Origin of the sequence: Luteimonas aquatica (assembly GCF_022662575.1) — a bacterium.
Classification (GTDB): Bacteria; Pseudomonadota; Gammaproteobacteria; order Xanthomonadales; family Xanthomonadaceae; genus Luteimonas; species Luteimonas aquatica.
Genome location: NZ_JALBFU010000001.1, coordinates 382381 through 402462, shown reverse-complemented (window position 1 = coordinate 402462; position 20082 = coordinate 382381). Strand labels below are relative to the sequence as shown.

Genomic DNA, 20082 nt, shown 5'->3' with positions numbered 1-20082 from the left:
CAGATTGCTGCAGGGCGGCTATGCCAGAATGCGGACATGCCCGCCTTCCGACTCGCCCAACTCGCCCCCTCGCGCCGCGCCTGGCTCGCCATCGGCATCGCCTTCCTCGCCGGCCTGCTGCTGTTCCTGCTGATCTGGGCCAGGCAGCGCAACGACTACGACTTCTACCGCGTCGACGGCACCACGCGCAGCGCCGAGGGCCGCCAGTTCGACCCCCTGCCCGTTCCGGACACCGACGCCACAGGCGACAACGCCGGCGCGCCCGCGGCCGCCGGGAACGATGAAGAAGACGATCGCCCGCGCGTGGCCGACGAGGCGCTTGCGCCGCCGGCGCCGCCGCGCGAGCAGCTGCCCCCGCCTCCGCCGCAGGCCTTGCCCGACACTGCCACCGCCGGGCCCGCCGATGTCGCGCCCGTGCCCGTCTCCAGCCCCCCGCCGCAGTATCCGCGCGAGGCGCTGCGCCGCGGCGAGTCCGGCGAAGCCTTGCTGCGCATCCATGTCGGCGCCGACGGCGTGCCCGGCGACATCGATCTGGTCCGCAGCAGCGGCTCGCGCTCGCTCGACCGCGCCGCCACCGACGCCGTGCGCAAGTGGCGCTTCCAGCCCGCGCGCCGCGGCGGGCAGCCGATCCCGGGCACGGTACAGGTGCCCATCGCCTTCAGCAGCCCGCGCTGAGGCCCATGCCGCGCGAAGCGTTCAGGTGGCCGGAAACTGAACGCACGTCGCGCGCATAACGCAACCGCAACAAGATCTGTGGAACCCTCTCGGCGTTGTCCAGGGGGCGCGGCCATGCCGGCCCGCGCCTTCCGCACGAGAAGGAGCCATCGCCATGTCGGACCCCCATCGTCCCTTTGAAGACCCATCCGTCCAGGACCCGCCGTCCCAGGACGCGGAGCCGAGCAAAAGCGTCAGCCCGCTGATCTGGATCCTGCTGCTGATCGCCCTGATCGCCTTCGCCTGGTACTTCTACAACCAGCACGCGAGCGCTCCGGGCCAGCTCGACACGGTGCCGCCGAACACCGAAAGCGCGCTCGTGGCGCCGGAGGGCGGCGACCGGCCCGATGCCGCGACCGCCGCCGGCAAGAGCGGCAAGGCCACCGGCGAGAAGGCGGCACCGCGCACCGTGGCCAAGGCCGAGAAGCCGCGCAACCGCGAGGTCGCGCTGATCGGGCGCCCCGACGTGGACTATCCGCGCGAGGCCTTCCGGGCCGGCGAGGAAGGCACGGTGACGGTGGTGGCCGACATCGATGCCGCCGGCCGGGTCAGCAGCGTGCGCCTGGCGCAACGCAGCGGCTCGCGCACGCTCGATCGCGCCGCGATGACCGAGGTGCGTCGCTGGAAGTTCCGTCCGGCGATGAAGGACGGCAAGGCCGTGGCCTCCAGCGTCAAGGTGCCGGTGGACTACCGGCTGGACAAGCAGTAGCGATGCACGGCGCGCACGGGCTCAGCCCGCGCGCAGGCCGAATCCCGCCTCGCGCGCGAGCGCGTCGAACCCCGGGAACGAGGTCGCGACGTTGTCGACGTCGTCGATCCGCACCTCGCCGCCGGCGCGCTGGGCCGCCGCCGCGAACGCCATGGCGATGCGGTGGTCGCCGAGGCTGTCGATGCGGCCGCCGCGCAGCGCGCCGCCCTGCACCACCGCGCCGTCGGGACTTTCCTCCACCTCGATGCCGAGCGCCTGCAGGCCGGCCGACATGGCGGCGAGCCGGTCGGATTCCTTCACCCGCAACTCGGCCGCGCCGCGGATCACCGTCGCGCCCTGCGCGCAGGCGGCCGCCGCCATCAGCGCCGGGAACTCGTCGATCATGTCCGGCACCAGCGCCTCCGGCACCTCGATGCCATGCAGCGGCGCGTGGCGCACCACCAGGTCGGCCACCGCCTCGCCGGCGCGCGTGGCGGCGTTTTCCTCGCGGATGTCGGCGCCCATCGCGCGCAGCGCGGCCAGCAGGCCGGTGCGGCGCGGGTTGAGGCCGACCGCGCGCAGCCGCAGCTCCGAGCCCGGCACGATGCTCGCGGCCACCAGGAAGAACGCGGCCGAGGAGAAATCCGCCGGCACCGCGACGTCGTGCGCGCGCAGGCGCTGGCCGCCGCGCAGGCGCGCGAAGCCCGGCGCGTATTCGATCTCCACGCCGAAGGCCGAGAGCATGCGCTCGGTATAGTCGCGGGTGGGGTGCGGCTCGCGCACCGAGGTCTCGCCCTCGGCGTACAGGCCGGCCAGCAGCACCGCCGACTTGACCTGCGCGCTGGCCACTTCGCCGGCGAAATCGATGCCGCGCAGCGCGCCGCCGCCGTGGATGCGCAGCGGCGGCAACCCGCCGTCCTGCGCGTCGATGCTCGCGCCCATGCGCGCGAGCGGGTCGATCACGCGGCGCATCGGCCGCTTCGACAGCGAGGCGTCGCCGACCAGCACGCTGTCGAAGGATTGCCCGGCCAGCAGCCCGGCCAGCAGGCGCATGCCGGTGCCGGCATTGCCGCAGTCCAGCACCTCGGCGGTCGGCCGCAGGCCGTCGACGCCGACGCCGTGCACGATCCGCGTGGAGGGCGTCGGCGTCTCGATGCGCACGCCGAGCCGCGCGAAGATCGCGGCGGTGGCGCGGGTGTCCTCGCCTTCCAGGAAGCCGTCGATGCGTGAGCGGCCGTCGGCGAGCGCGCCCAGCATCACCGCGCGGTGCGAGATCGACTTGTCGCCGGGCACCGTCGCCGCGCCGCGCAGCGCCGTGCCCGGAAGCGCGATCCAGGAGCGTCCGCCGCCGCTCATGCCGCGCGGTCCGCGATGCGGTCGAGCGCGGCGAGCAGGCCGCGGTTCTCCGCCTCCTCGCCCACGCTGATGCGCAGGTGCCCCGGCAGGCCGTAGCCGCCCATCGGGCGCAGCACGACGCCGTCGGCGCGCAGCGCGGCCTCGATCGCCGTCGTGGCCGCACCGAACTCGACCAGCAGGAAATTGGTCTGCGAGGGCGAGACCGGCCAGCCGCGCTCGCGCAGGGCCGCGGCCAGGCGTTCGCGCTGCTCGGCGTTGCGCGCCAGGGTGTCGCGCAGATAGGCCTCGTCGCCGAGCGCGGCCTCGGCCGCCGCCAGCGCCACGCCGTTGATGTTGAAGCTCTCCCGCGCGCGCTCGAGCAGCGCGATCAGTTCCGGGTGCCCGATCGCGCAGCCCACGCGCAGGCCCGCCAGCGCATAGGCCTTGCTGAAGGTGCGGGTGACCAGCAGATTGCGGTGGCGGTCCAGCAGCGACAGCGCGCTGGCGTAGTCCGGCGCGTCGGCGCATTCGGCGTAGGCCTCGTCCACCACCACCAGCGTGCGCTCGGGTACCGCCGCGATGAAGCGTTCGAAGGCCTCGGCCGGGTACCAGGTGCCGGTCGGGTTGTTGGGGTTGGCCAAGTACAGCAGGCGCGTGTCCGGCGTGACCGCCGCCAGGAGAGCATCGAGGTCGTGGCCGTTGGGCATCGCCGCGTCGGCGGGCAGCGCCGGCACCACCACCGCGTTGGCCCCGGCCGCGCGCGCGGCGATCGCGAACACGGCGAAGCCGTATTGCGGCAGCACCACGTCGACGCCGGGGCCGGCGAACACCTGCGCCAGGTGCATCAGCAGTTCGTGCGAGCCGTTGCCGAGCGAAACCTGCTCCGGCGCGACGCCGTGCCGGGCCGCGAGCGCGCGCTTGAGCGCGCCGCCGCGCGGGTCGGGATAGCGATGCATCTCGCCCAGCGCCGCCGCCGCGGCTTCGCGCGCCTTAGGGCTGGGGCCGTAGGGATTCTCGTTGGAGCCGAGCTCGATGAGCACCCGCGGCGCGAACGCCTCGCGCAGCGCGACCAGGTCGTGGCCGGGATCGTAGGCGCGCAGCGCGCGGATCGCCGGGGACGCCAGCGAGGCGAAGAACGCGCGGTCGTCAGGCGCCTGCGCCTCGGGAAGCCGGGGGCGTGCGCTCACGGCACCGCGACCGGGTAGGAGCCGAGCACGCGCACCTCGCCGGCGAAGCTGTCGATCTCCGACAGCGCGTCCTTGAGCGGCGACTCGTCGGCGTGGCCGCTGACGTCGATGAAGAAGGCGTACTGCCACAGCGCGCCGTGGTCGGGCCGCGACTCGATGCGGTTCATGCTGATGTTGCGGCGCGCCAGCGGCTCGAGGATCTTGTAGAGCGCGCCCGGCTGGTCGCGGATGAACACCAGCAGCGAGGTGCGGTCGTTGCCCGAGGACGGGAAGGTGTTGCGGCCGATCACCAGGAAGCGCGTGGTGTTGTCGCTGTAGTCCTCGATCGGGCCGGCGATGATCTTCAGCCCGTAGACGTGCGCGGCGTTCTCGCTGGCGATGGCCGCCGAGTCGTCGGCGTTGCGCGCGCGGCGCGCGGCGTCGGCGTTGCTGACCACCGCCTCCTTCTGCACCTTGGGCAGGTTGCGCCGCAGCCAGCCGCCGCATTGCGCCAGCGACAGGCGGTGCGAGTACACGCGTTCGACGTCCTCCAGGTGGCCGCTGCGCGACATCAGGTACTGGTGCACGCGCAGCTCGACCTCGCCGCAGATGTGCAGCGGCGAGGTCAGGAACAGGTCGAGCGTGGACTGGATCGTGCCCTGGCTGGAGTTCTCCACCGGCACCACGCCGAAGTCGGCGGCGCCGGAGGCGACCTCGCTGAACACCTCTTCCACGCTCGACAGTGGCAGGCCCTTGGCCGAGTGGCCGAAGTGCTTGTGCACCGCCTGCTGCGAGAAGGTGCCTTCTGGGCCGAGGTAGCCGATCTTCAGCGGCTCCTGCTGCGCCAGGCAGGCGGACATGATCTCGCGGAACAGGCGCACCAGCACCTCGTCCGAGAGCGGCCCGTCGTTGCGGTCGACCACGCGCCGCAGCACCTGCGCCTCGCGCTCGGGACGGTAGTACTCCACCGCGGCCGCCAGCTTGCCCTTGGCCTTGCCGACCTGCTGCGCGAACTGCGCGCGCTCGGCGATCAGCGACTGGATGCGGTTGTCGATGCCGTCGATCTGCGCGCGGACGGCGAGCAGGTCGGGCTTGGGGTCGGGCGCCGGGGCGGAGGCGGGGGTTTTCGCCTTTGCCTTGGCGGCCGCGGACTTGGCGGCGGACTTCTTGGCGGCGGGCTTGGGTTTTTTGGGCTTATCGGCCATGGGGATTGTGGATCGCGTTTGATGTCGTTGGGCGGATCTTGCTGCCGTCCATGGCGCGGCTCACTTTGGCTTCGGAGGGTCCTGCCCGGCCATCCATGGCCGGGCGTTCGCCGGGGCGGCGCGGCATGCCGCGCCGGGCTCGCCCCGGTTCACCCATACCGCTTCTGGAAATCCTGCATGAAGGCGGCCAGGGCGCGCACGCCTTCCACCGGCATGGCGTTGTAGATCGAGGCGCGCATGCCGCCCAGCACCTTGTGGCCCTTGAGCGAGATCAGCCCCGCCTCGCGGGCGTCGGCCAGGAAGCGGTCGTTGAGCGCCTCGTCGTGCAGGAAGAACGGCACGTTCATGCGCGAGCGCACCGACGGGTCGACGTCGTTGCGGTAGAAGCCGCCGGAGCCGTCGATGGTGGCGTACAGCAGCCGCGACTTCTCCTGGCTGCGGCGCGCGAACTCCTCCACCCCGCCCTCGGCCAGCATCCACTTGAAGACCAGCCCGGCCAGGTACCAGTTGTAGCTGGGCGGGGTATTGAGCATCGACTCCGCCTTCAGGTGCGAGGCGTAGTTGAAGATGTCCGCACGCGGCTGGCCGGCGCGCTCGAGCAGGTCGCGGCGCACGATCAGCACGCTCACGCCGACCGGGCCGAGATTCTTCTGCGCGCCGCCGTAGATCAGCCCGTAGCGCGACACGTCCAGCGGCTCGGAAGCGATGCTGGAGCTGAAATCGGCGAACAGGGGTACCTCGCCCACGTCCGGGATCGCGTCGTTGTCCGCCTTGCCGCCCCAGCCCGGGCGGAACTCGATGCCGTGGATGGTCTCGTTGGCGGTGATGTGCACGTAGGCGGCATCCTCCGACAGCCGCCAGCCGGCGCGCGCGGGGATGCTGCGGAAACCGTCGCCCTCGCCGCTGGCGGCGACGTTGCTGTCGACGTAGGGCTTCACCTGCTTGAGCGCGGTCTTGCCCCAGTGCCCGGTGACCACGTAATCGGCCTTCTGTCCGGGCGCGGCGAAGTTCAGCGCGATCAGCGCCTGCTGCGTGGTGGCGCCGCCGGCCAGGAACAGCACCGCGTAGTCGTCCGGGACGGCGAGCAGCCGGCGCAGGTCGGCTTCGGCTTCGGCCGCCACCTGCAGGAATTCCGGGCCGCGGTGGCTCAGCTCCACGATCGAGGCGCCGGCCTGGCGCCACTCCAGCAACTCCTCCTGCGCCGTTTTCAGGACCGCTTCAGGCAGCGCCGCCGGTCCGGCGGCGAAGTTGTAGGCGCGCGACATGTGTGGAGTTCCCGATTCGTCCGCTGGCTGCGTGGCCGGCTAGTATGCCGCAGTGCAGCACCGGGCTGCGCAATGGTTTTGCGCGCAACTTTTCCCCCGGTCGCGGCCTCTATGCTGGTGACGAGTCCCGGAGTTCCGCCATGTCCCCGAAAACCGCTTTGAGCGACGCCCTGCGCATCCCCGCCGCGGACGTGACCGACGAGTCGGTCTACCGCCAGCGCCGCCGCCTGCTCACCGCCCTTGCCGCCAGCCCCGCCCTGGCCCTGAGCGCCTGTTCCCGCGCCGAGCCCCCTCCGGCGCCGAAAGTGGCCATCAGCCCGGAACAGGCCAGGTCCGGCTTCCGCACCGACGAGGAGCTGACCCGCTACCAGGACGTCACCGGCTACAACAACTTCTACGAGTTCGGCACCGGCAAGAACGACCCCTCGCGCGCGGCGCGCACGCTGCGCACCTCGCCCTGGTCGGTGGCGGTGGGCGGCGAATGCGCCAAGCCCGGCAAGATCGCGCTGGAGGACCTGCTCAAGGGCCTGAAGCCGGAGGAGCGCATCTACCGCATGCGCTGCGTGGAGGGCTGGTCGATGGTGATCCCCTGGCTGGGCGTGCCGCTGGCGGAGGTGCTGAAGAAATTCGAGCCGACCTCCAAGGCCAAGTACGTCGCCTTCACCTCGCTCGCCGACCCGCAGCAGATGCCGGGCGTGCGCTATTCCTCGATCAACTGGCCCTATCGCGAGGGCCTGCGCATGGACGAGGCCATGCACCCGCTGACCCTGCTGGCCACCGGCCTGTACGGCAAGGCGCTGCCGCAGCAGAACGGCGCGCCGCTGCGGCTGGTGGTGCCGTGGAAGTACGGCTTCAAGGGCATCAAGTCGATCGTTGAGATCAAGTTCGTGGAGAAGATGCCCGAAACCGCCTGGCACGACCTGCAGCCCTCGGAATACGGGTTCTTCAGCAACGTCAACCCGAACGTCGACCATCCGCGCTGGAGCCAGAAGACCGAGCGGCGCATCGCCGGCAAGAGCGGCAACCTGTTCGCCGAACGCATCCCGACGCGGATCTTCAACGGCTACGCGCCGCAGGTCGCCTCCCTGTACTCGGGCCTGGACCTGAAGAAATGGTTCTAGTTTTCCGCCCGCGCTTGCGCGACGCGAGAGCCCGCTAGGGAACATTCGACAATCCAGCCCCCATGCCTCCTACGCCCCTGCGCATCATCGTCGCCAAGACCCTCGTCCATCTCGCCGCGCTCACGCCGCTGGCGATCCTGGGCTGGCAGTTCTGGGCCGTCTACACCAGCGGCAGCGACGCCCTGGGCGCCGATCCGGTGGCCGAGATCGAGCACCGGCTCGGCCTGTGGGCGCTGCGCCTGCTGATGATCGCGCTGGCCGTCACGCCGCTGCGCCAGCTCACCGGCCAGGCGGTGCTGATCCGCTTCCGGCGCATGCTCGGCCTGTACGCCTTCGCCTACGCGACGCTGCATTTCGCCGCCTATCTGCTGCTGGACCTGCGCAGCTACTGGACGCAGATCTTCGAGGAGATCGCCAAGCGCCCCTACATCACCGTCGGCTTCGCCGCCTGGCTGCTGTTGCTGCCGCTGGCGATCACCTCCACCAAGGGCTGGATCCGGCGCCTGGGCCGCAATTGGGGGCGCCTGCACAAGCTGGTCTACGCCATCGGCGTGCTCGCGGTGCTGCATTTCTGGTGGCTGGTGAAGTCAGACATCCGCGAGCCGCTGCTGTACGCGACCATCCTGGCCGTGCTGCTGGGGTGGCGGGGATACAAGTGGCTGCGGGCGCGCAGGCTGGCGAGTGCCTTCAAGGCCGAAAAGACATCGTCGGCGCCCGCAGGCAGCGCGCGGCCGAACGCCCGGACAAGCACCTAGAGCCGCGCCCGGGTCGCTATGCGGTCCCGAACAGCAGCAGCAGCGACAGCAGTCCCGCCAGCACCAGCGCCGCCAGCAGCAGCCACGGCAGCCGCCAGGCCGGCGAGCGCGCCTTGCCGGCATCGAGGGGCGCTTCCAGGTCGAACAGCTGCTCGTCCACCGGCGCCAGCCGGGCCTCGCGTTCGGGACGGCGCAGCGCCGGCGCCTCGATCACGAAGCGGTGGTGCGCGTCGAACACGATCTGGTCGCCTGGCTGCAGCCAGGCGTTGCGCACCGGCTCGCCGTTGACCACGCTGCCGTCCACCGACCCCAGGTCGCGCAGCACGACCCGGTCGCCCGCCAGCTCCAGGCGCGCGTGACGGTCGGCGAAGGCCGGATCGTCGATGCGGATGTCCGCCTCGTCCGTGCGCCCGACCAGACGCGAGCGCTCCAGGGTGAAACTGCGTCCGTGGTACTGCCCGCCGACGCCGCGCAGCAGGATGCGCGCGCCGTCCGCGGTTTCCGCGCCTTCGCCCGCGTCCTTGGGCAGCTTCTCCGGCACCGGCGGCGGCTGCGCGCCCACCAGCCGCATCTCCATGCCGTCGACATAGATCGCATCGCCCACGCGCAGCATGGCCATGCGGCGGATCTCGCGCCCGTTCACGTGCACCCCGCGCACCCCGTCGGCCACGGTCAGCCAGATGCCGCGCCGGTCCACGCAGAAGCGCACCAGCGAGGGCTGCGATTCGTCCACCAGGCCGACGGCGTCGCCGCCGCCCGGGCCGATGCCGTGCATGCCGACGCCGAGCGTCAGCTCGGGCCGGTCGCGGCCGACGAAGCGCAGTTTCAGGGATTCCATGCGGCGGCAATCTACCATGCCCGCTCCCGCGCCGGGCTTGGAGCCGGCCCCGGACCGACGCAGAATACCTCCCTCACGCAGCACGGAGCCACGCATGGCCGGCATCGACATCCGCCACCAGCATTCCCTCTCCCACGCCAAGGCGCGCAAGGCCGTCGAGGACGTGGCCAAGAAGCTCGCCCAGCGCTTCGATTTCGAATACGGCTGGGACGGAGACACCATGAACTTCTCGCGCAGCGGCGTCGACGGCAAGATCGCGCTCGCCCCCAAGCAGCTGCACGTCACCGCCAAGCTCGGCTTCCTGCTCTCGGCGCTGCAGGGCACGGTGGAGAAGGAAATCCGGCGCGTGCTCGACGAGAAGTTCTGAGCATGCCCGGCATCGCGTTCTCGGAAGCCGAGAAGGCGGCCATCGTCCGCAGGCTGCAGCTGTACTTCCAGCAGGAACTGAAGCAGGACCTCGGCCGCTTCGACGCCGAATCCTGCTCGACTTCCTCGCCGAGGAGATTGGCGGCTATTTCTACAACCGCGGCCTGTACGACGCCCAGGCGCTGGTCTCGGCCAAGATGGACGACCTCAGCGATGCGATCTACCAGTTGGAGCGCCCGACGGAGTTCCGCAGATAGGCGACGGCCTCGTCCGACACGCGCGATTCAATCCGGCGAGAACGGATCCTGCGCGCCTTCGAACAGCTTCCGCGACACCTCGCGCTCGTCGCGTTCGATCTCGGCCACGAACCTGTCGGCATTGCCCAGCGCCTCGAAGGCGGCGTAGCCGCGCTCCAGGAAGCCCTGCAGTTCGCTCAGCCCCGCCAGCTTGGCCGGGCCGCGCGAGAACGCCAGCAGCGCCGCCACGCCGGGCATCTTCAGGGCCCGCCCGAAACCCGCGCCGACGCTGCGGATCAGTCCGATCTGGCGGGCGCGCAGGCGCGGCAGCCCGATCGCCCGGTAGGCCTCGCCGTACAGCGCCGCGTCCAGGCGCTTGCGGCGCGGGGCCAGCGCCTGCAGCGCCTCGGCCATGCGCAGGTCCAGCGCGTGCGAGAGCACGCCCAGCTCGATGGCGTCGGCCACGGTCTCCAGCAGCCGCTTGGGCAGCAGCCGCTGCATCATCGGCAGCACGCGGGCGATGTCGGCATCGCGGCGGGTGAAATCGCGGTCGCCGTAGACGTCGCTGAGGAAGAACTCGGCCGCCGGCCGGCGCCTGGGGTCGTCCAGGAAACGCCGGAAGCTGCGCGTCAGCCGCTCGGTCTGCCAGCGCCGCAGCTCCGGCAGCCAGGGCAGGCGGTTGCGCGGCTCGCGCCTGGGGTCTTGCAGCCGCTGGTGCCAGGCGAGGCGGCGCGCGAGCCTGGCGGCAAGGGGCGATCGGGCCATGCCGGTATTTTCCCCGCTCGCGCCGCTTCTGGCGAGCCGGGATGGATCGGCTACACTCCGCCGGTTCACGGAAGCCACGACCTGCATGCTCTCACTCCATTCGGCGCAGCGACGCGCCCCATCCCGCAAACGCCCGCCGGCCCGGATCGGCCTGGCCATCGCCGGCGGCGGCCCGATCGGGGGCATGTACGAACTGGGCGCGCTGCGCGCGCTGGACGAGGCGCTGGAGGGACTGGATCTCAACGATCTCGACGGCTACGTCGGCGTCAGCAGCGGCGCCTTCCTGGCCGCCGGCCTGGCCAACCGCATCAGCACCGACGAGATGTGCCGGGTCTTCATCACCGGCGACAGCCGCGACATCCAGTTCCGGCCGGATACCTTCCTGCGCCCGGCGCTGTACGAATACCTGCAGCGCGCCGCCAGCCTGCCGCGCCTGACCCTGGACTGGTGGCGCAGCCTGCTGCTGGATCCGCGCAACGCACGCTGGTCGGACATCATCGAGCGCTTCGGCGGCCTGGTGCCGACCGGACTGTTCGACAACAGCGAGGTCGAGCGCTTCATGCGCGAGGTCTTCAGCCGGCGCGGGCGCAGCAACGATTTCCGCGAGCTGCCCAACAAGCTGTTCGTGGTCGCCGTCGAACTGGACAACGGCGAGGCCGTGGTCTTCGGCGGCGAGGGCTGGGACGACGTGCCGATCTCGCAGGCGGTACAGGCCAGCGCCGCCCTGCCCGGCCTGTATCCGCCGGTGGAGCTGCGCGGCCGCCACTACGTCGACGGCGCCCTGCGCCGCACCATGCACGCCTCGGTGCTGCTCGAGCGCGGCATCGACCTGCTGATCGGCATCAACCCGCTGGTGCCCTTCAACGGCAACGGCAAGGGCAGGAAGGCGAACGCCGGCCACTACAGCCTGGCCGAAGCCGGCCTGCCGGCGGTGCTCTCGCAGACCTTCCGCAGCCTGCTGCAGTCGCGCATGCAGGTCGGCCTGGCCAAGTACGCCCAGCAGTACCCGGACGTGGACCAGCTCGTGTTCGAGGCCAACTCCGACGACGGCGAGCTGTTCCACACCAACCTCTTCAGCTTCGCCTCGCGGCGCCGCGTCTGCCAGCAGGCCTATCGCCATACCCTGGACGAGCTGCGCCGCCGCGCCGACGAGCTGCGCCCGGTGCTGGCCGCGCACGGCCTGCGCCTGCGCGAGGAGATCCTCGACGACGCGCACCGCACCATCCTCAGCGGCCTGGCGCCGCTGCCCCCGCGCGGCACCGAGACCACGGCCAGGCTGCGCCGCGCGCTCGAGGACACCGAGCGCGTCATCGCCAAGCGCGCGCCCCGGCGCCGGAGCCGCGCGTCGGCATAAGCCGGGCCCGCCCGGCGCGCGGGGTATCGTGTGAATGCTCTAGACAAGACGCGGACGATGCGCGCAAATGCAGACGAACGCCCCCGGGAGGGCACATGGCCAAGTTCAAGAAAACCGCAAGCAAGAAGACCGCCTCCAACAAGCCTGAATTGCAGGCCCAGGCCGAGCGCCTGCAGAAGTCGCTGAGCGAGTCCGCGCAGCAGATCTGGCACGCCGGCGTCGGCGCCTTCTCCCGCGCCCAGGCCGAGGGCGGCAAGCTGTTCGAGAACCTGGTCAAGGAAGGCCTCAACCTGGAGCAGGCCGCGCGCAAGATCGCCGGCGGCCGCGCCGACGTGGTGCGCGATGCCGTCGAGCAGCGCGTCGAGCAGGCCCGCGGCCGCGCCACCGACACCTGGGATCGTCTGGAAAAGGTGTTCGAGGACCGCGTGCAGCGTGCCCTGACCAAGCTGGGCGTGCCCGGCCGCGACGACCTGACCGACCTGAGCAAGCGCGTGGAGGCCCTGACCGCCGAGCTGCGCCGCCAGGGCGGCACCGCCCCGCGCAAGCCTGCCCTGCGCAAGACCGCCGCCAAGAAGGCGCCGGCCAAGAAGGCGACGCGCAAGACCGCCAAGAAGGCCGCCAAGCGCGCCGGTTGATCGATCGCACTGCAGGCCGATGTCGCCCTGGCATCGGCTGCCAGGGGTCACAAACCCCAACGCCGGTTAACCCTGGGGGCTTGATTGCCCTGGGTTCTCCGGCGAAGATGAATCTGTAAACGTTTTCGCCCGCCAACCCGCCAGAAGACCGTATGCTCCCTCCCCTTACGGCTTCGGGTTGGCGGGCTTCTAGTTTCTGGGGTTCGGCGATTGGGGGATTGGGGTTTCACGATTCTGCGCCGCGCATCTGGCATTCGTGCGGCTTTCGTTCGCCTACTGTTGGTTTGCCTCTCTAAGAGCAAAGCGTTTCGTCCGCTGTCGCGGCCGAGTTCATTTCTTTTGCTGGCCCAAAAGAAACGAACCAAAGAAAACGGCCTTCCCCGACAGAGCACTCCCATTACTTGATTGCTATCGGGATTTTTCGACTCGCCCTCCTGGCTCGGTCGAAAAACGGCGCACATCCCTGTGCGCCGCCCTCCGGGTCTCCTAATGCCAATGGCGCATCGACATCTCTAGAGACAAAAGCAAAGGCGAACAATGGATCCCAGCTTGCGCTGGGATGACCATCTGAAGGAGTAGGAAGAAGGCTTTCTGAAGGGGTAGGAAGAAGGCTTTGCTTCTGGAAATCTTTGCGAGCCATTGCCCTGCCCAGACCCGAAGGGTGGCGGGCAGGGATGCCCGCCATTTTCCGACCGAGCCAGGAGGGCGAGTCGGAAAATCCCCTCAGCCTTTCCGGCGTGGGGCTGCTTCGTCGGGGAAAGCGTTTTTCTTTGGTTCGTTTCTTTTGACGCTTATCAAAAGAAATGAACTCGGCCGCGACAGCGGACGAAACGCTTTGCTCCAACGCTTCAACGCTTCAACGCTCCAACGCTTCAACGCCTTTGATTCCCGCACAAACGGAAATCAAAGCGGCTCCTCACCAATGCACGCCCCGCATCAACGCCGCAAACGCCATCTGCTCGTTGCTGGTGTGCTCTTCCTTCAGCCCCTTCTTGTCCCCCTTGGCCGCCGCCGAGTCCGGGAACAGCTCGAAGGCGGTGCTCATGATCACCTCGTAGGCCTTCGGCGCCACCGCGTTGAGCAGGGCCGAGAAGATGCCAAGGCGCGTGGCGATGCGGCTCGGGCGCTCGATGATCGCCTTCACCAGCAGGTCGGCGGCCTCGTCCGGGGTCAGCGTCGGCACGCTGTCGTACATCTTGGTCGGCGCGATCATCGGCGTCTTCACCAGCGGCATGTTGATCGTGGTGAAGGCGATGCCCTTGCCCGACAGCTCGCCCTGGGCGCAACGGCTGAAGGCGTCCAGCGCCGCCTTGGAGGCCACGTAGGCGGAGAAGCGCGGCGAGTTGGCCAGCACGCCGATCGAGCTGATGTTGATGATGTGGCCCTTGCGGCGATGGGTCATCGTCGGCATGAAGCCCATGATCAGGCGCAGGCTGCCGAAGTAGTTCAGCTGCATGGTGCGCTCGAAATCGTGGAAACGGTCGTAGCTGAGCTCGATCGAGCGGCGGATCGAGCGGCCGGCGTTGTTGATCAGCACGTCGACGTGGCCGTGCTCCTTGAGGATCGTCTGCACCAGGCGGTCGCAGTCGGCCATGTCGGCCAGGTCCGCGGTGTAGGCGAAGACCTTGCCGCCCTTGGCCTTCATCTCGTCGCGGGCCTTGAACAGCTCCTCCTTGCCGCGCGCCACGATCACGGTGACCGCGCCGGCCTCGGCCACGCGCTGCGCGGTCGACAGGCCGATGCCTGAGGAGCCGCCGGTGATCACCACCACCTTGTTGCGCACCTTGCCTTTCAGGGTGCGGTCGACGAACAGGTCCGGATCGAGGTGCCGCTCCCAGTAGTCCCACAGCCGCCAGGCGTAGCTTTCCAGCTGCGGCACGGCGATGCCGCTGCCCTTGAGCGCGCGCTCGGTCTCGCGGCTGTCGAAGCGCGTGGGATAGGTGATGAACTTCAGCACGCTCTTGGGGATCTTGAAGTCCTTCAGCAGCATGCCGATGAAGCGCTTGACCGGCGGCAGGTTGCTGATCGCGCCGCGGATGCCGCCGGGAATGAAGGCGAACATGCGCGCGTCCAGACGCATGGTCATCTCCGGGGCGTGGCCGGCGCGGCAGAAGGTGTTAAGCACCTCGCCCACGCGCAGCGGCTCCGGATCGGTGAGGTGGAAGGTGTGCCCGTCGAGCTTGGGCTTGTGGGCGATGTGGTCCATCGCGTCGGCGACGAAGTCCACCGGTACGATGTTGATGCGCCCGCCCTCCAGGCCCAGGGTCGGCATCCACGGCGGCAGCATCTGCCGCAGCTTCTTGATCAGGGTGAAGAAATAGTACGGGCCGTCGATCTTGTCGATCTCGCCGGTCTGCGAGTGGCCGACCACCATGCCGGGGCGGTAGATGCGCCACTTCACCCGCTTCTCCTCCCGCACCAGCCCCTCGGAGTCGTGCTTGGTGCGCAGGTAGGGATCGTTCAGGCCCTCGGCCTCGTCGAACATGTCCTCGCGGAAGATGCCCGGGTACAGCCCGGCCGCGGCGATCGAGCTGGTGTGGTGGAAGCATCCCGCCTCGAGGGCGGCGGCCAGGTCCAGCGCATGCTGGGTGCCGTCCACGTTGGCCGCGCGCTGGGCCTCGGCGCTGGCCTCCATGTCGTAGATCGCGGCCAGGTGGAAGAAGTGGCGGATCTTGCCCTTGAGCGCGCGCAACTGCGCCGCCGAGACGCCGCACTTGGCCGCGGTCATGTCGCCGGGCACCACCACGATGCGCTTGGCGTCCCAGCCCATCTTCTTGGCGATGGCGTCGAATTTCTTCTGCGAATCCGGACGCACCAGCACGTGGATCGTGCCCTTGCGCTTGAGCAGGTTGCCGATCAGGAAGCGCCCGATGAAACCTGTGGCGCCGGTAACGAAATAGCTCATGCCCTTCCTCATGAGGTGCGCCGCGCGTGGGCGGCCATGACCGGCTACGTTGCCAGAGCCCGCGTCCGGCGACAATTCCCGCCGGGTCCCTGCCCCGATGTTGACCCCCTCGGCGGTTGCATGGTGTCATGCCGGTCCAACCCGGGAGGTAGGCACCATGAGCGATCTGCAAACCCAGTTCGACCAGGCCCAGAAGGACGTGAAAACCCTGGCCGAGCGGCCGGACAACGACACCCTGCTGCAGCTGTATGCCCTCTACAAGCAGGGCGCCTCGGGCGACGTCAGCGGCGAGAAGCCGGGCTTCTTCGACTTCGTCGGCACCGCCAAGTACGAAGCCTGGGCCAAGCTCAAGGGCACCCCGCAGGATGCCGCAAAGCAGCAATACGTCGACCTGGTGAAGAAGCTGGCCGGCTGAAGCCGCCGCGGGTCCCGGCCGCCATGGCATCGCGACAGACACGCCAGCGCATCCTCGATGCCGCACTCACGATGTTCAACGCGCAGGGCGAGCCCAACGTCACCACCAACCACATCGCCGACGAGCTGGAGATCAGCCCGGGCAACCTGTACTACCACTTCCGCAACAAGGACGACATCATCGAGCAGCTCTTCAGCCGCTTCGATACCCGCATGGACGAGGCGCTGACCCCGCCCGAGGGGCGCCTGCCGGAACTGGAGGACATCTGGCTGCAGCTGCACCTGGTGTTCGAGTGCATCTGGGACTACCGCTTCCTCTACCGCGACCTGGTGGAGATCCTCAGCCGCAACCGGCGCCTGCGCATCCGCTTCGCGCGCATCCTCAAGCGCGCCGACGACAGCGCCCACGAGGTCATGCGCGGCCTGACCCAGGCCGGGGTGATCCGCGCCTCGGCGGCCGAGCTCGACGCCGCCTCGACCAACGTCCTGGTGCTGGCCACGTTCTGGCTCAACTACGCCTCGGTGCGCGGCGACAAGGACGAACAGCTGGCGATCCGCGAGGGGATCGTCCAGGTGATGATGCTGCTGGCCCCGTTCCTGCGCGACGCCGAACGGGTGCACCTGAACCAGCTGATGCAGGCCTACCTGGATTGAGGCGGCCCGCTCGACGCGGTGCGGCGGCCTGGCCGCCGACCGCCTCGGTCACCCCGAATGCCTCAGGCGCGCGCCTTGCGCGCGCGCGTGGTGCGCGCCGCCGGACGGCGGGCGGCGCCGCGACGCGCGGTCTTGGCCGTCTTGCGGGCCGGCCTGGCGGCCTTGGGCGCGATGCCCAGCTTGACTAGCACCGGGTGCAGGCGCGCCTCGATCTCGGCGCTGAACTGCTCCACCTTCGGCTCCACCTGCTCGCGCACGCTGATCAGGCCGCCGCGGGCGATGCTCTGCACGTCGTCGGCGCGACGGCTCAGCCGCTGCGCGGCCTTGGCCGCGATGCCGCGGATCTCGCGGCGGGCCACGACGACGGCGCCCAGCGAGGCCAGCCAGACGTGGCGCAGCGAGGTTTCCTTGCCGTTCTTGCCGCTGCGGATTTGCTTCTTGGCCACCATGATCGGAACTCCGTTGTACCCGGCCGACGGGCCGGTTTCTCAGGCGCATAGCCTGTCGCCCCGCGGTCGAGCAATCACACTACGCATTGGCGCCCGATTCATCGGCCGGACGCGGCGCGCCGGCTTGCCAGCCGCCGCGCCGCGCGGGATGCTGGCGCTCCCTGAAAGACAGCAGAAGGACTCCGCATGGCCGCCAAGACCGCCTGGGCCGCTTTTCCGCACGACGCCAAGCCTTTCGCCTACGCCGGCGACGCGCTGAAGAAAGCCTGGCCCCGGCTGCACGCCGGCGACTGCGAACCCTGGCCCGACGACAAGCGCGCCGCCGCCCTGCTCAAGGCCGCCGGCAAGGCCGCGCCCAAGCTCGACGCCCCCGCCCTCGCCGCCGCGCTGCAGGAGGCCTGGCGCGCCTTCCACCGCGGCGACTTCAAGGCCGCCTTCGACGCCGGCCAGGCGCTCGGCCCGGTCGGCGCCTCGGTCGCGGTCAAGGCGCTGGGCATCCACGCCACCTACCTGGTCGAGGACGAGGCCGAGAAGCTCAAGCGCTTCGAACAGGGCGCCAAGCTGGCCGAGGCCGCCGTCAAGGCGCTGCCCGACGAGGCCAACAGCCACTATCGCCACGCCTTCGCCCTCGGCCGCTACAGCCAGGGCCTGAGCATCGCCAAGGCGCTCAAGGACGGCATCGCCGGCAAGGTGCGCGCCGCGCTCGACGCCACCCTCGAACGCGCGCCCAAGCACGCCGAGGCGCACACCGCGCTGGCCCTGTACCACGCCGAGATCGTCAACAAGATCGGCGCCATGATCGGCGGCCTCACCTACGGCGCCAAGCCCGCCGCGGCCGAGTCGCACATCAAGACCGCCCTCAAGCTCACCCCCGACTCGCCCATCGCCCATGTCGAGCACGGCAACGTCCTGCTTCTGCTGCACGGGGACAAGCAGGAGGACGCCGCCGCGGCCGCCTACGAGAAGGCCGCCAAGCTCAAGCCCGCCGACGCCATGGAGGCGCTGGACGTGGCCTACGCCCGGTCGGAGATCGAATAGCCTCCGCCCGCGCCCTCCATCGCGGCCCGGCAGGCTTGGCGCGGAGCGCCCCAGTCGGGCGATCCGCGGCCGGAATCCACGGATGGCTTGCCCGGACAGGCGTGGCCCCTTAGAATCTGCGGCCCGCTGGCGACAGGCGCTCCTGTCGCGGCGATGGGCGGTTAGCTCAGCGGTAGAGCATTGCCTTCACACGGCAAGGGTCGCAGGTTCGATCCCTGCACCGCCCACCAATAAAAACAACGGCTTCGGCCGTTTTTTTATTGCCCGCGTTTTTTGAGCGCGCAGGCCGCGGCGCCGCATGATCGGCATGAGCCTGAACCGCGCCGGATTCCGAGTGAATGTTCGGCCGCCATCGGCGGCCCGTCAGGCGATGTCTCGCCCGACCGTCACTCGGCCGGCCCGTTTCGGGCCGGCGCATACGGAGAACACGCATGAAGCATGCCGCGACTCGATGTCTCGTAGCGCTTTCGATCTTCGCCCTGGCCGCAACGGCCAATGCGGGCCAGGTCAAGCCCTCGCAGCAGGTGGTGATCGAAGGCGGCGCCGCGTCGGGTTCGCTCGGCGCCGCCCGCGCCAGCGCCGACAGGCTGCAAAGCATCGGCTGTCTTTCCGACATCGGGAATGCGATGGCCGATGTCTGGGCCAACTGCTACGCGACCGATGCCAAGGGCCAGTACGTCTATTGCTGGACGGACGATCCGAGAATGGTGAGCATCGTGCAATCCATCACGCCCTATTCGTTCGTGAACTTCAGCTGGGACGAATCGACGCGCAGATGCTCGTCCGTGCGCGTGAGAAACGTTTCCGATACGTTGCCCTGAGATTCCGCGACGTCGCCGGGGATGACAGCGAGCGCGTTTCAAATTTGAACGGGCATGCTCGCTTTGCAATCGGGCGTGGATAGCAAATTGCTCGAGCCGCGCCTGCGCTGATTGCGCCTCTTCGCCTTGCGCGCAACCTTCCGCGCTTCCACCCGTCCGGTTACGCGCCGGACGGGCCTCCCTGCGCAGGCATTCACGGCCCCGCGACAAAGAGGTTGCTAGAGCTCGTCGGACAGCGCGCATGCGGATGCGTTCGCTGCGAAAGCTGTGAGGAGCGTCACCAACCAACGAAGGAGATTGTCATGAAACAGCTAGCCGCAATGATCTGCGTATTGTTGATTTCGGCCCCCATGGCAAATACGGCGGGAGCGAAGGATGTCGCATTCAAGAAATTGAACGAGAAAGCCAGGTTCATCCAGGGCGAGAACCTGGTGACCGACGCGTTGCCCGAACGCGGCGGATCCATCGACGCCCGCCTGCAGACGCCGCGCCAGAGGGCGGCCGGTCTGAGCACGGTGATGGTCACCCGCGACGGCGACCAGTACCAGTCGCAGATGGACCCGCAGGACGTCGCCATTTTCGAACAGGCCGTCCGCGACCTGGAACTGCTCGGCCGCACCACCACGGTCCAGGGCAAGGCCCCGAGCGACCTGCCGGCCTTCTACGGCAGCACGCGCGCCAATCCCACCGTCGTCATCGGCGCGGACAACCGCGTGCAGATCACCAATACCGTGGCCTCGCCGTACTGGTTCATCGGCCGCATCGCGATCGGCTGCACCGGCACGCTGATCACGGCCAAGCACGTGCTCACCGCGGGGCACTGCGTCTCCAACGGCTCGGGCACCTGGTATTCCAGCCTGGACTTCACCACGGCGCAGAACGGCAGCTATCAGCCCTGGGGCACCACGGGCTGGACGCGCGCGCTCACCACAACGGCCTGGCACACCGGCGCCGACAGCAACTACGACTACGCCCTGATCGTGCTCAACGCCGCGCCGCACGGCGGCAACTCCGGGTGGGGCGTGTACTCGGGCGGAACCCACACCATCACCGGCTATCCGGGCGACAAGCCCTTCGGCACGATGTGGACGCATTCCGGGGCGGTGTCGACCAGCGGCTCCTATCGGCTCTGCTATACCATCGATACCGCCGGCGGCAACAGCGGCAGCGGCATCCGCGACAGCGGCAACGCCGTCCGCGGAATCCACACCACCGGATCCTCCTCCCAGAACTGCGGGACCAGGATCACCAGCACCGTCTACAACACGCTTCAGAACTGGATCGCCGCCAATCCCTGAGCATCGGGCGGGTGCCGATTCGAACGTCGTTACCGTGGTGCGCCGGCATGCGGCGCACCA

At 69.5% G+C, this 20082-nt stretch carries 20 protein-coding genes, 1 tRNA gene and 1 pseudogene; 14 read left to right on the top strand and 8 right to left on the bottom strand.

The features are described from left to right. Positions 1–36 precede the first annotated feature (36 nt). Positions 37–675, top strand: a complete 639-nt coding sequence (locus tag MD221_RS01925) for an energy transducer TonB (protein ID WP_242107412.1) — start codon at positions 37–39, stop codon at positions 673–675. Between the two features lie 154 nt (positions 676–829). Further along, entirely contained in the window at positions 830–1423 is a 594-nt protein-coding gene (locus MD221_RS01920; protein WP_242107411.1) for an energy transducer TonB, read from the top strand. A 21-nt stretch (positions 1424–1444) separates the two neighbouring features. Here MD221_RS01920 and aroA read toward each other — a convergent pair whose 3' ends face one another. The 4 genes from aroA to serC all read right to left on the bottom strand — a co-directional run bounded on the left by aroA (position 1445) and on the right by serC (position 6373). Then, positions 1445–2758, bottom strand: coding sequence for a 3-phosphoshikimate 1-carboxyvinyltransferase (gene aroA / locus MD221_RS01915; protein WP_242107410.1), 1314 nt, complete (start codon positions 2756–2758; stop codon positions 1445–1447). Continuing rightward, positions 2755–3924, bottom strand: a complete 1170-nt coding sequence (gene hisC / locus MD221_RS01910) for a histidinol-phosphate transaminase (RefSeq protein WP_242107408.1) — start codon at positions 3922–3924, stop codon at positions 2755–2757. The genes aroA and hisC overlap by 4 nt, the downstream gene beginning before the upstream one ends. Beyond that, positions 3921–5108, bottom strand: coding sequence for a prephenate dehydratase (gene pheA, locus MD221_RS01905; RefSeq protein WP_242107406.1), 1188 nt, complete (start codon positions 5106–5108; stop codon positions 3921–3923). The genes hisC and pheA overlap by 4 nt, the downstream gene beginning before the upstream one ends. Before the next feature lie 149 nt (positions 5109–5257). Beyond that, a complete protein-coding gene (gene serC, locus MD221_RS01900) occupies positions 5258–6373 on the bottom strand; it encodes a phosphoserine transaminase (RefSeq protein WP_242107404.1) in 1116 nt (371 codons plus the stop codon). Between the two features lie 140 nt (positions 6374–6513). On the opposite strand from serC, the gene msrP reads away from it, so the two are divergent. After that, a complete protein-coding gene (gene msrP / locus MD221_RS01895; protein ID WP_242107402.1) occupies positions 6514–7494 on the top strand; it encodes a protein-methionine-sulfoxide reductase catalytic subunit MsrP in 981 nt (326 codons plus the stop codon). Positions 7495–7556: 62 nt separating this feature from the next. Next, positions 7557–8249 carry a protein-methionine-sulfoxide reductase heme-binding subunit MsrQ gene (msrQ, locus tag MD221_RS01890; protein WP_242107400.1) on the top strand — a complete coding sequence of 231 codons (693 nt, stop codon included), beginning with the start codon at positions 7557–7559 and terminating at the stop codon, positions 8247–8249. A 198-nt stretch (positions 8250–8447) separates the two neighbouring features. Here the strand turns inward: msrQ and MD221_RS17610 are convergent. After that, a pseudogene (locus MD221_RS17610) lies at positions 8448–8952 on the bottom strand (FHA domain-containing protein); the annotation flags it as partial. A gap of 229 nt (positions 8953–9181) precedes the next feature. Here MD221_RS17610 and MD221_RS01880 point away from each other — a divergent pair. Beyond that, positions 9182–9454: a polyhydroxyalkanoic acid system family protein gene (locus MD221_RS01880; protein WP_242107397.1), complete on the top strand. Its 273-nt coding sequence runs from the start codon at positions 9182–9184 to the stop codon at positions 9452–9454. 109 nt (positions 9455–9563) lie between these two features. Then, positions 9564–9710: a DUF2164 family protein gene (locus MD221_RS17565; protein ID WP_339328413.1), complete on the top strand. Its 147-nt coding sequence runs from the start codon at positions 9564–9566 to the stop codon at positions 9708–9710. Between the two features lie 27 nt (positions 9711–9737). Here MD221_RS17565 and MD221_RS01870 read toward each other — a convergent pair whose 3' ends face one another. Continuing rightward, positions 9738–10454: a DUF8198 family protein gene (locus MD221_RS01870; protein WP_242107396.1), complete on the bottom strand. Its 717-nt coding sequence runs from the start codon at positions 10452–10454 to the stop codon at positions 9738–9740. A gap of 85 nt (positions 10455–10539) precedes the next feature. Here MD221_RS01870 and MD221_RS01865 point away from each other — a divergent pair, with 85 nt between their 5' ends. Next, complete coding sequence (locus MD221_RS01865; RefSeq protein WP_277928868.1) at positions 10540–11808, top strand: patatin-like phospholipase family protein; 1269 nt, start codon at positions 10540–10542, stop codon at positions 11806–11808. A gap of 95 nt (positions 11809–11903) precedes the next feature. Next, positions 11904–12443 (top strand): phasin family protein, encoded by a 540-nt coding sequence (locus MD221_RS01860; protein WP_242107394.1) that lies wholly within the window; start codon positions 11904–11906, stop codon positions 12441–12443. Between the two features lie 916 nt (positions 12444–13359). Here MD221_RS01860 and MD221_RS01855 read toward each other — a convergent pair. Next, complete coding sequence (locus tag MD221_RS01855) at positions 13360–15348, bottom strand: SDR family oxidoreductase (RefSeq protein WP_242107393.1); 1989 nt, start codon at positions 15346–15348, stop codon at positions 13360–13362. A 157-nt stretch (positions 15349–15505) separates the two neighbouring features. Between MD221_RS01855 and MD221_RS01850 the strand changes: the two genes are divergently transcribed. Both MD221_RS01850 and MD221_RS01845 read left to right on the top strand, forming a co-directional pair. After that, positions 15506–15763 (top strand): acyl-CoA-binding protein, encoded by a 258-nt coding sequence (locus MD221_RS01850; RefSeq protein ID WP_242107392.1) that lies wholly within the window; start codon positions 15506–15508, stop codon positions 15761–15763. A 23-nt stretch (positions 15764–15786) separates the two neighbouring features. Then, the gene (locus MD221_RS01845) at positions 15787–16416 is read left to right on the top strand and encodes a TetR/AcrR family transcriptional regulator (RefSeq protein ID WP_242107391.1); all 630 of its coding nucleotides are present in this window, start codon (positions 15787–15789) and stop codon (positions 16414–16416) included. Between the two features lie 62 nt (positions 16417–16478). On the opposite strand, the gene MD221_RS01840 is transcribed toward MD221_RS01845, so the two are convergent. Beyond that, positions 16479–16865: a hypothetical protein gene (locus tag MD221_RS01840; RefSeq protein ID WP_242107390.1), complete on the bottom strand. Its 387-nt coding sequence runs from the start codon at positions 16863–16865 to the stop codon at positions 16479–16481. Between the two features lie 186 nt (positions 16866–17051). On the opposite strand from MD221_RS01840, the gene MD221_RS01835 reads away from it, so the two are divergent. From MD221_RS01835 to MD221_RS01820, 4 genes are all read left to right on the top strand, one after another. Then, complete coding sequence (locus MD221_RS01835) at positions 17052–17903, top strand: tetratricopeptide repeat protein (protein WP_242107389.1); 852 nt, start codon at positions 17052–17054, stop codon at positions 17901–17903. A 155-nt stretch (positions 17904–18058) separates the two neighbouring features. Beyond that, positions 18059–18133, top strand: a tRNA-Val gene (locus tag MD221_RS01830). 201 nt (positions 18134–18334) lie between these two features. Continuing rightward, on the top strand, positions 18335–18724 hold the full coding sequence (locus tag MD221_RS01825; RefSeq protein WP_242107387.1) for a hypothetical protein: 390 nt from the start codon (positions 18335–18337) through the stop codon (positions 18722–18724). Between the two features lie 392 nt (positions 18725–19116). Beyond that, on the top strand, positions 19117–20022 hold the full coding sequence (locus MD221_RS01820; protein WP_242107386.1) for a trypsin-like serine peptidase: 906 nt from the start codon (positions 19117–19119) through the stop codon (positions 20020–20022). Positions 20023–20082 lie beyond the last annotated feature (60 nt).

Excerpts from the sequence above, each read along its gene's own strand:
- aroA (WP_242107410.1), bottom strand. The coding sequence starts at position 2,758 with ATGAGCGGCGGCGGACGCTCCTGGATCGCGCTTCCGGGCACGGCGCTG.
- MD221_RS01835 (WP_242107389.1), top strand. The coding sequence starts at position 17,052 with ATGGCCGCCAAGACCGCCTGGGCCGCTTTTCCGCACGACGCCAAGCCT.
- MD221_RS01845 (WP_242107391.1), top strand. The coding sequence starts at position 15,787 with ATGGCATCGCGACAGACACGCCAGCGCATCCTCGATGCCGCACTCACG.
- pheA (WP_242107406.1), bottom strand. The coding sequence starts at position 5,108 with ATGGCCGATAAGCCCAAAAAACCCAAGCCCGCCGCCAAGAAGTCCGCC.
- MD221_RS01925 (WP_242107412.1), top strand. The coding sequence starts at position 37 with ATGCCCGCCTTCCGACTCGCCCAACTCGCCCCCTCGCGCCGCGCCTGG.
- MD221_RS01880 (WP_242107397.1), top strand. The coding sequence starts at position 9,182 with ATGGCCGGCATCGACATCCGCCACCAGCATTCCCTCTCCCACGCCAAG.
- MD221_RS01825 (WP_242107387.1), top strand. The coding sequence starts at position 18,335 with ATGAAGCATGCCGCGACTCGATGTCTCGTAGCGCTTTCGATCTTCGCC.
- MD221_RS01850 (WP_242107392.1), top strand. The coding sequence starts at position 15,506 with ATGAGCGATCTGCAAACCCAGTTCGACCAGGCCCAGAAGGACGTGAAA.
- msrP (WP_242107402.1), top strand. The coding sequence starts at position 6,514 with ATGTCCCCGAAAACCGCTTTGAGCGACGCCCTGCGCATCCCCGCCGCG.
- MD221_RS01920 (WP_242107411.1), top strand. The coding sequence starts at position 830 with ATGTCGGACCCCCATCGTCCCTTTGAAGACCCATCCGTCCAGGACCCG.
- MD221_RS01860 (WP_242107394.1), top strand. The coding sequence starts at position 11,904 with ATGGCCAAGTTCAAGAAAACCGCAAGCAAGAAGACCGCCTCCAACAAG.
- msrQ (WP_242107400.1), top strand. The coding sequence starts at position 7,557 with ATGCCTCCTACGCCCCTGCGCATCATCGTCGCCAAGACCCTCGTCCAT.
- serC (WP_242107404.1), bottom strand. The coding sequence starts at position 6,373 with ATGTCGCGCGCCTACAACTTCGCCGCCGGACCGGCGGCGCTGCCTGAA.
- MD221_RS01870 (WP_242107396.1), bottom strand. The coding sequence starts at position 10,454 with ATGGCCCGATCGCCCCTTGCCGCCAGGCTCGCGCGCCGCCTCGCCTGG.
- MD221_RS01865 (WP_277928868.1), top strand. The coding sequence starts at position 10,540 with ATGCTCTCACTCCATTCGGCGCAGCGACGCGCCCCATCCCGCAAACGC.
- MD221_RS01840 (WP_242107390.1), bottom strand. The coding sequence starts at position 16,865 with ATGGTGGCCAAGAAGCAAATCCGCAGCGGCAAGAACGGCAAGGAAACC.
- MD221_RS01855 (WP_242107393.1), bottom strand. The coding sequence starts at position 15,348 with ATGAGCTATTTCGTTACCGGCGCCACAGGTTTCATCGGGCGCTTCCTG.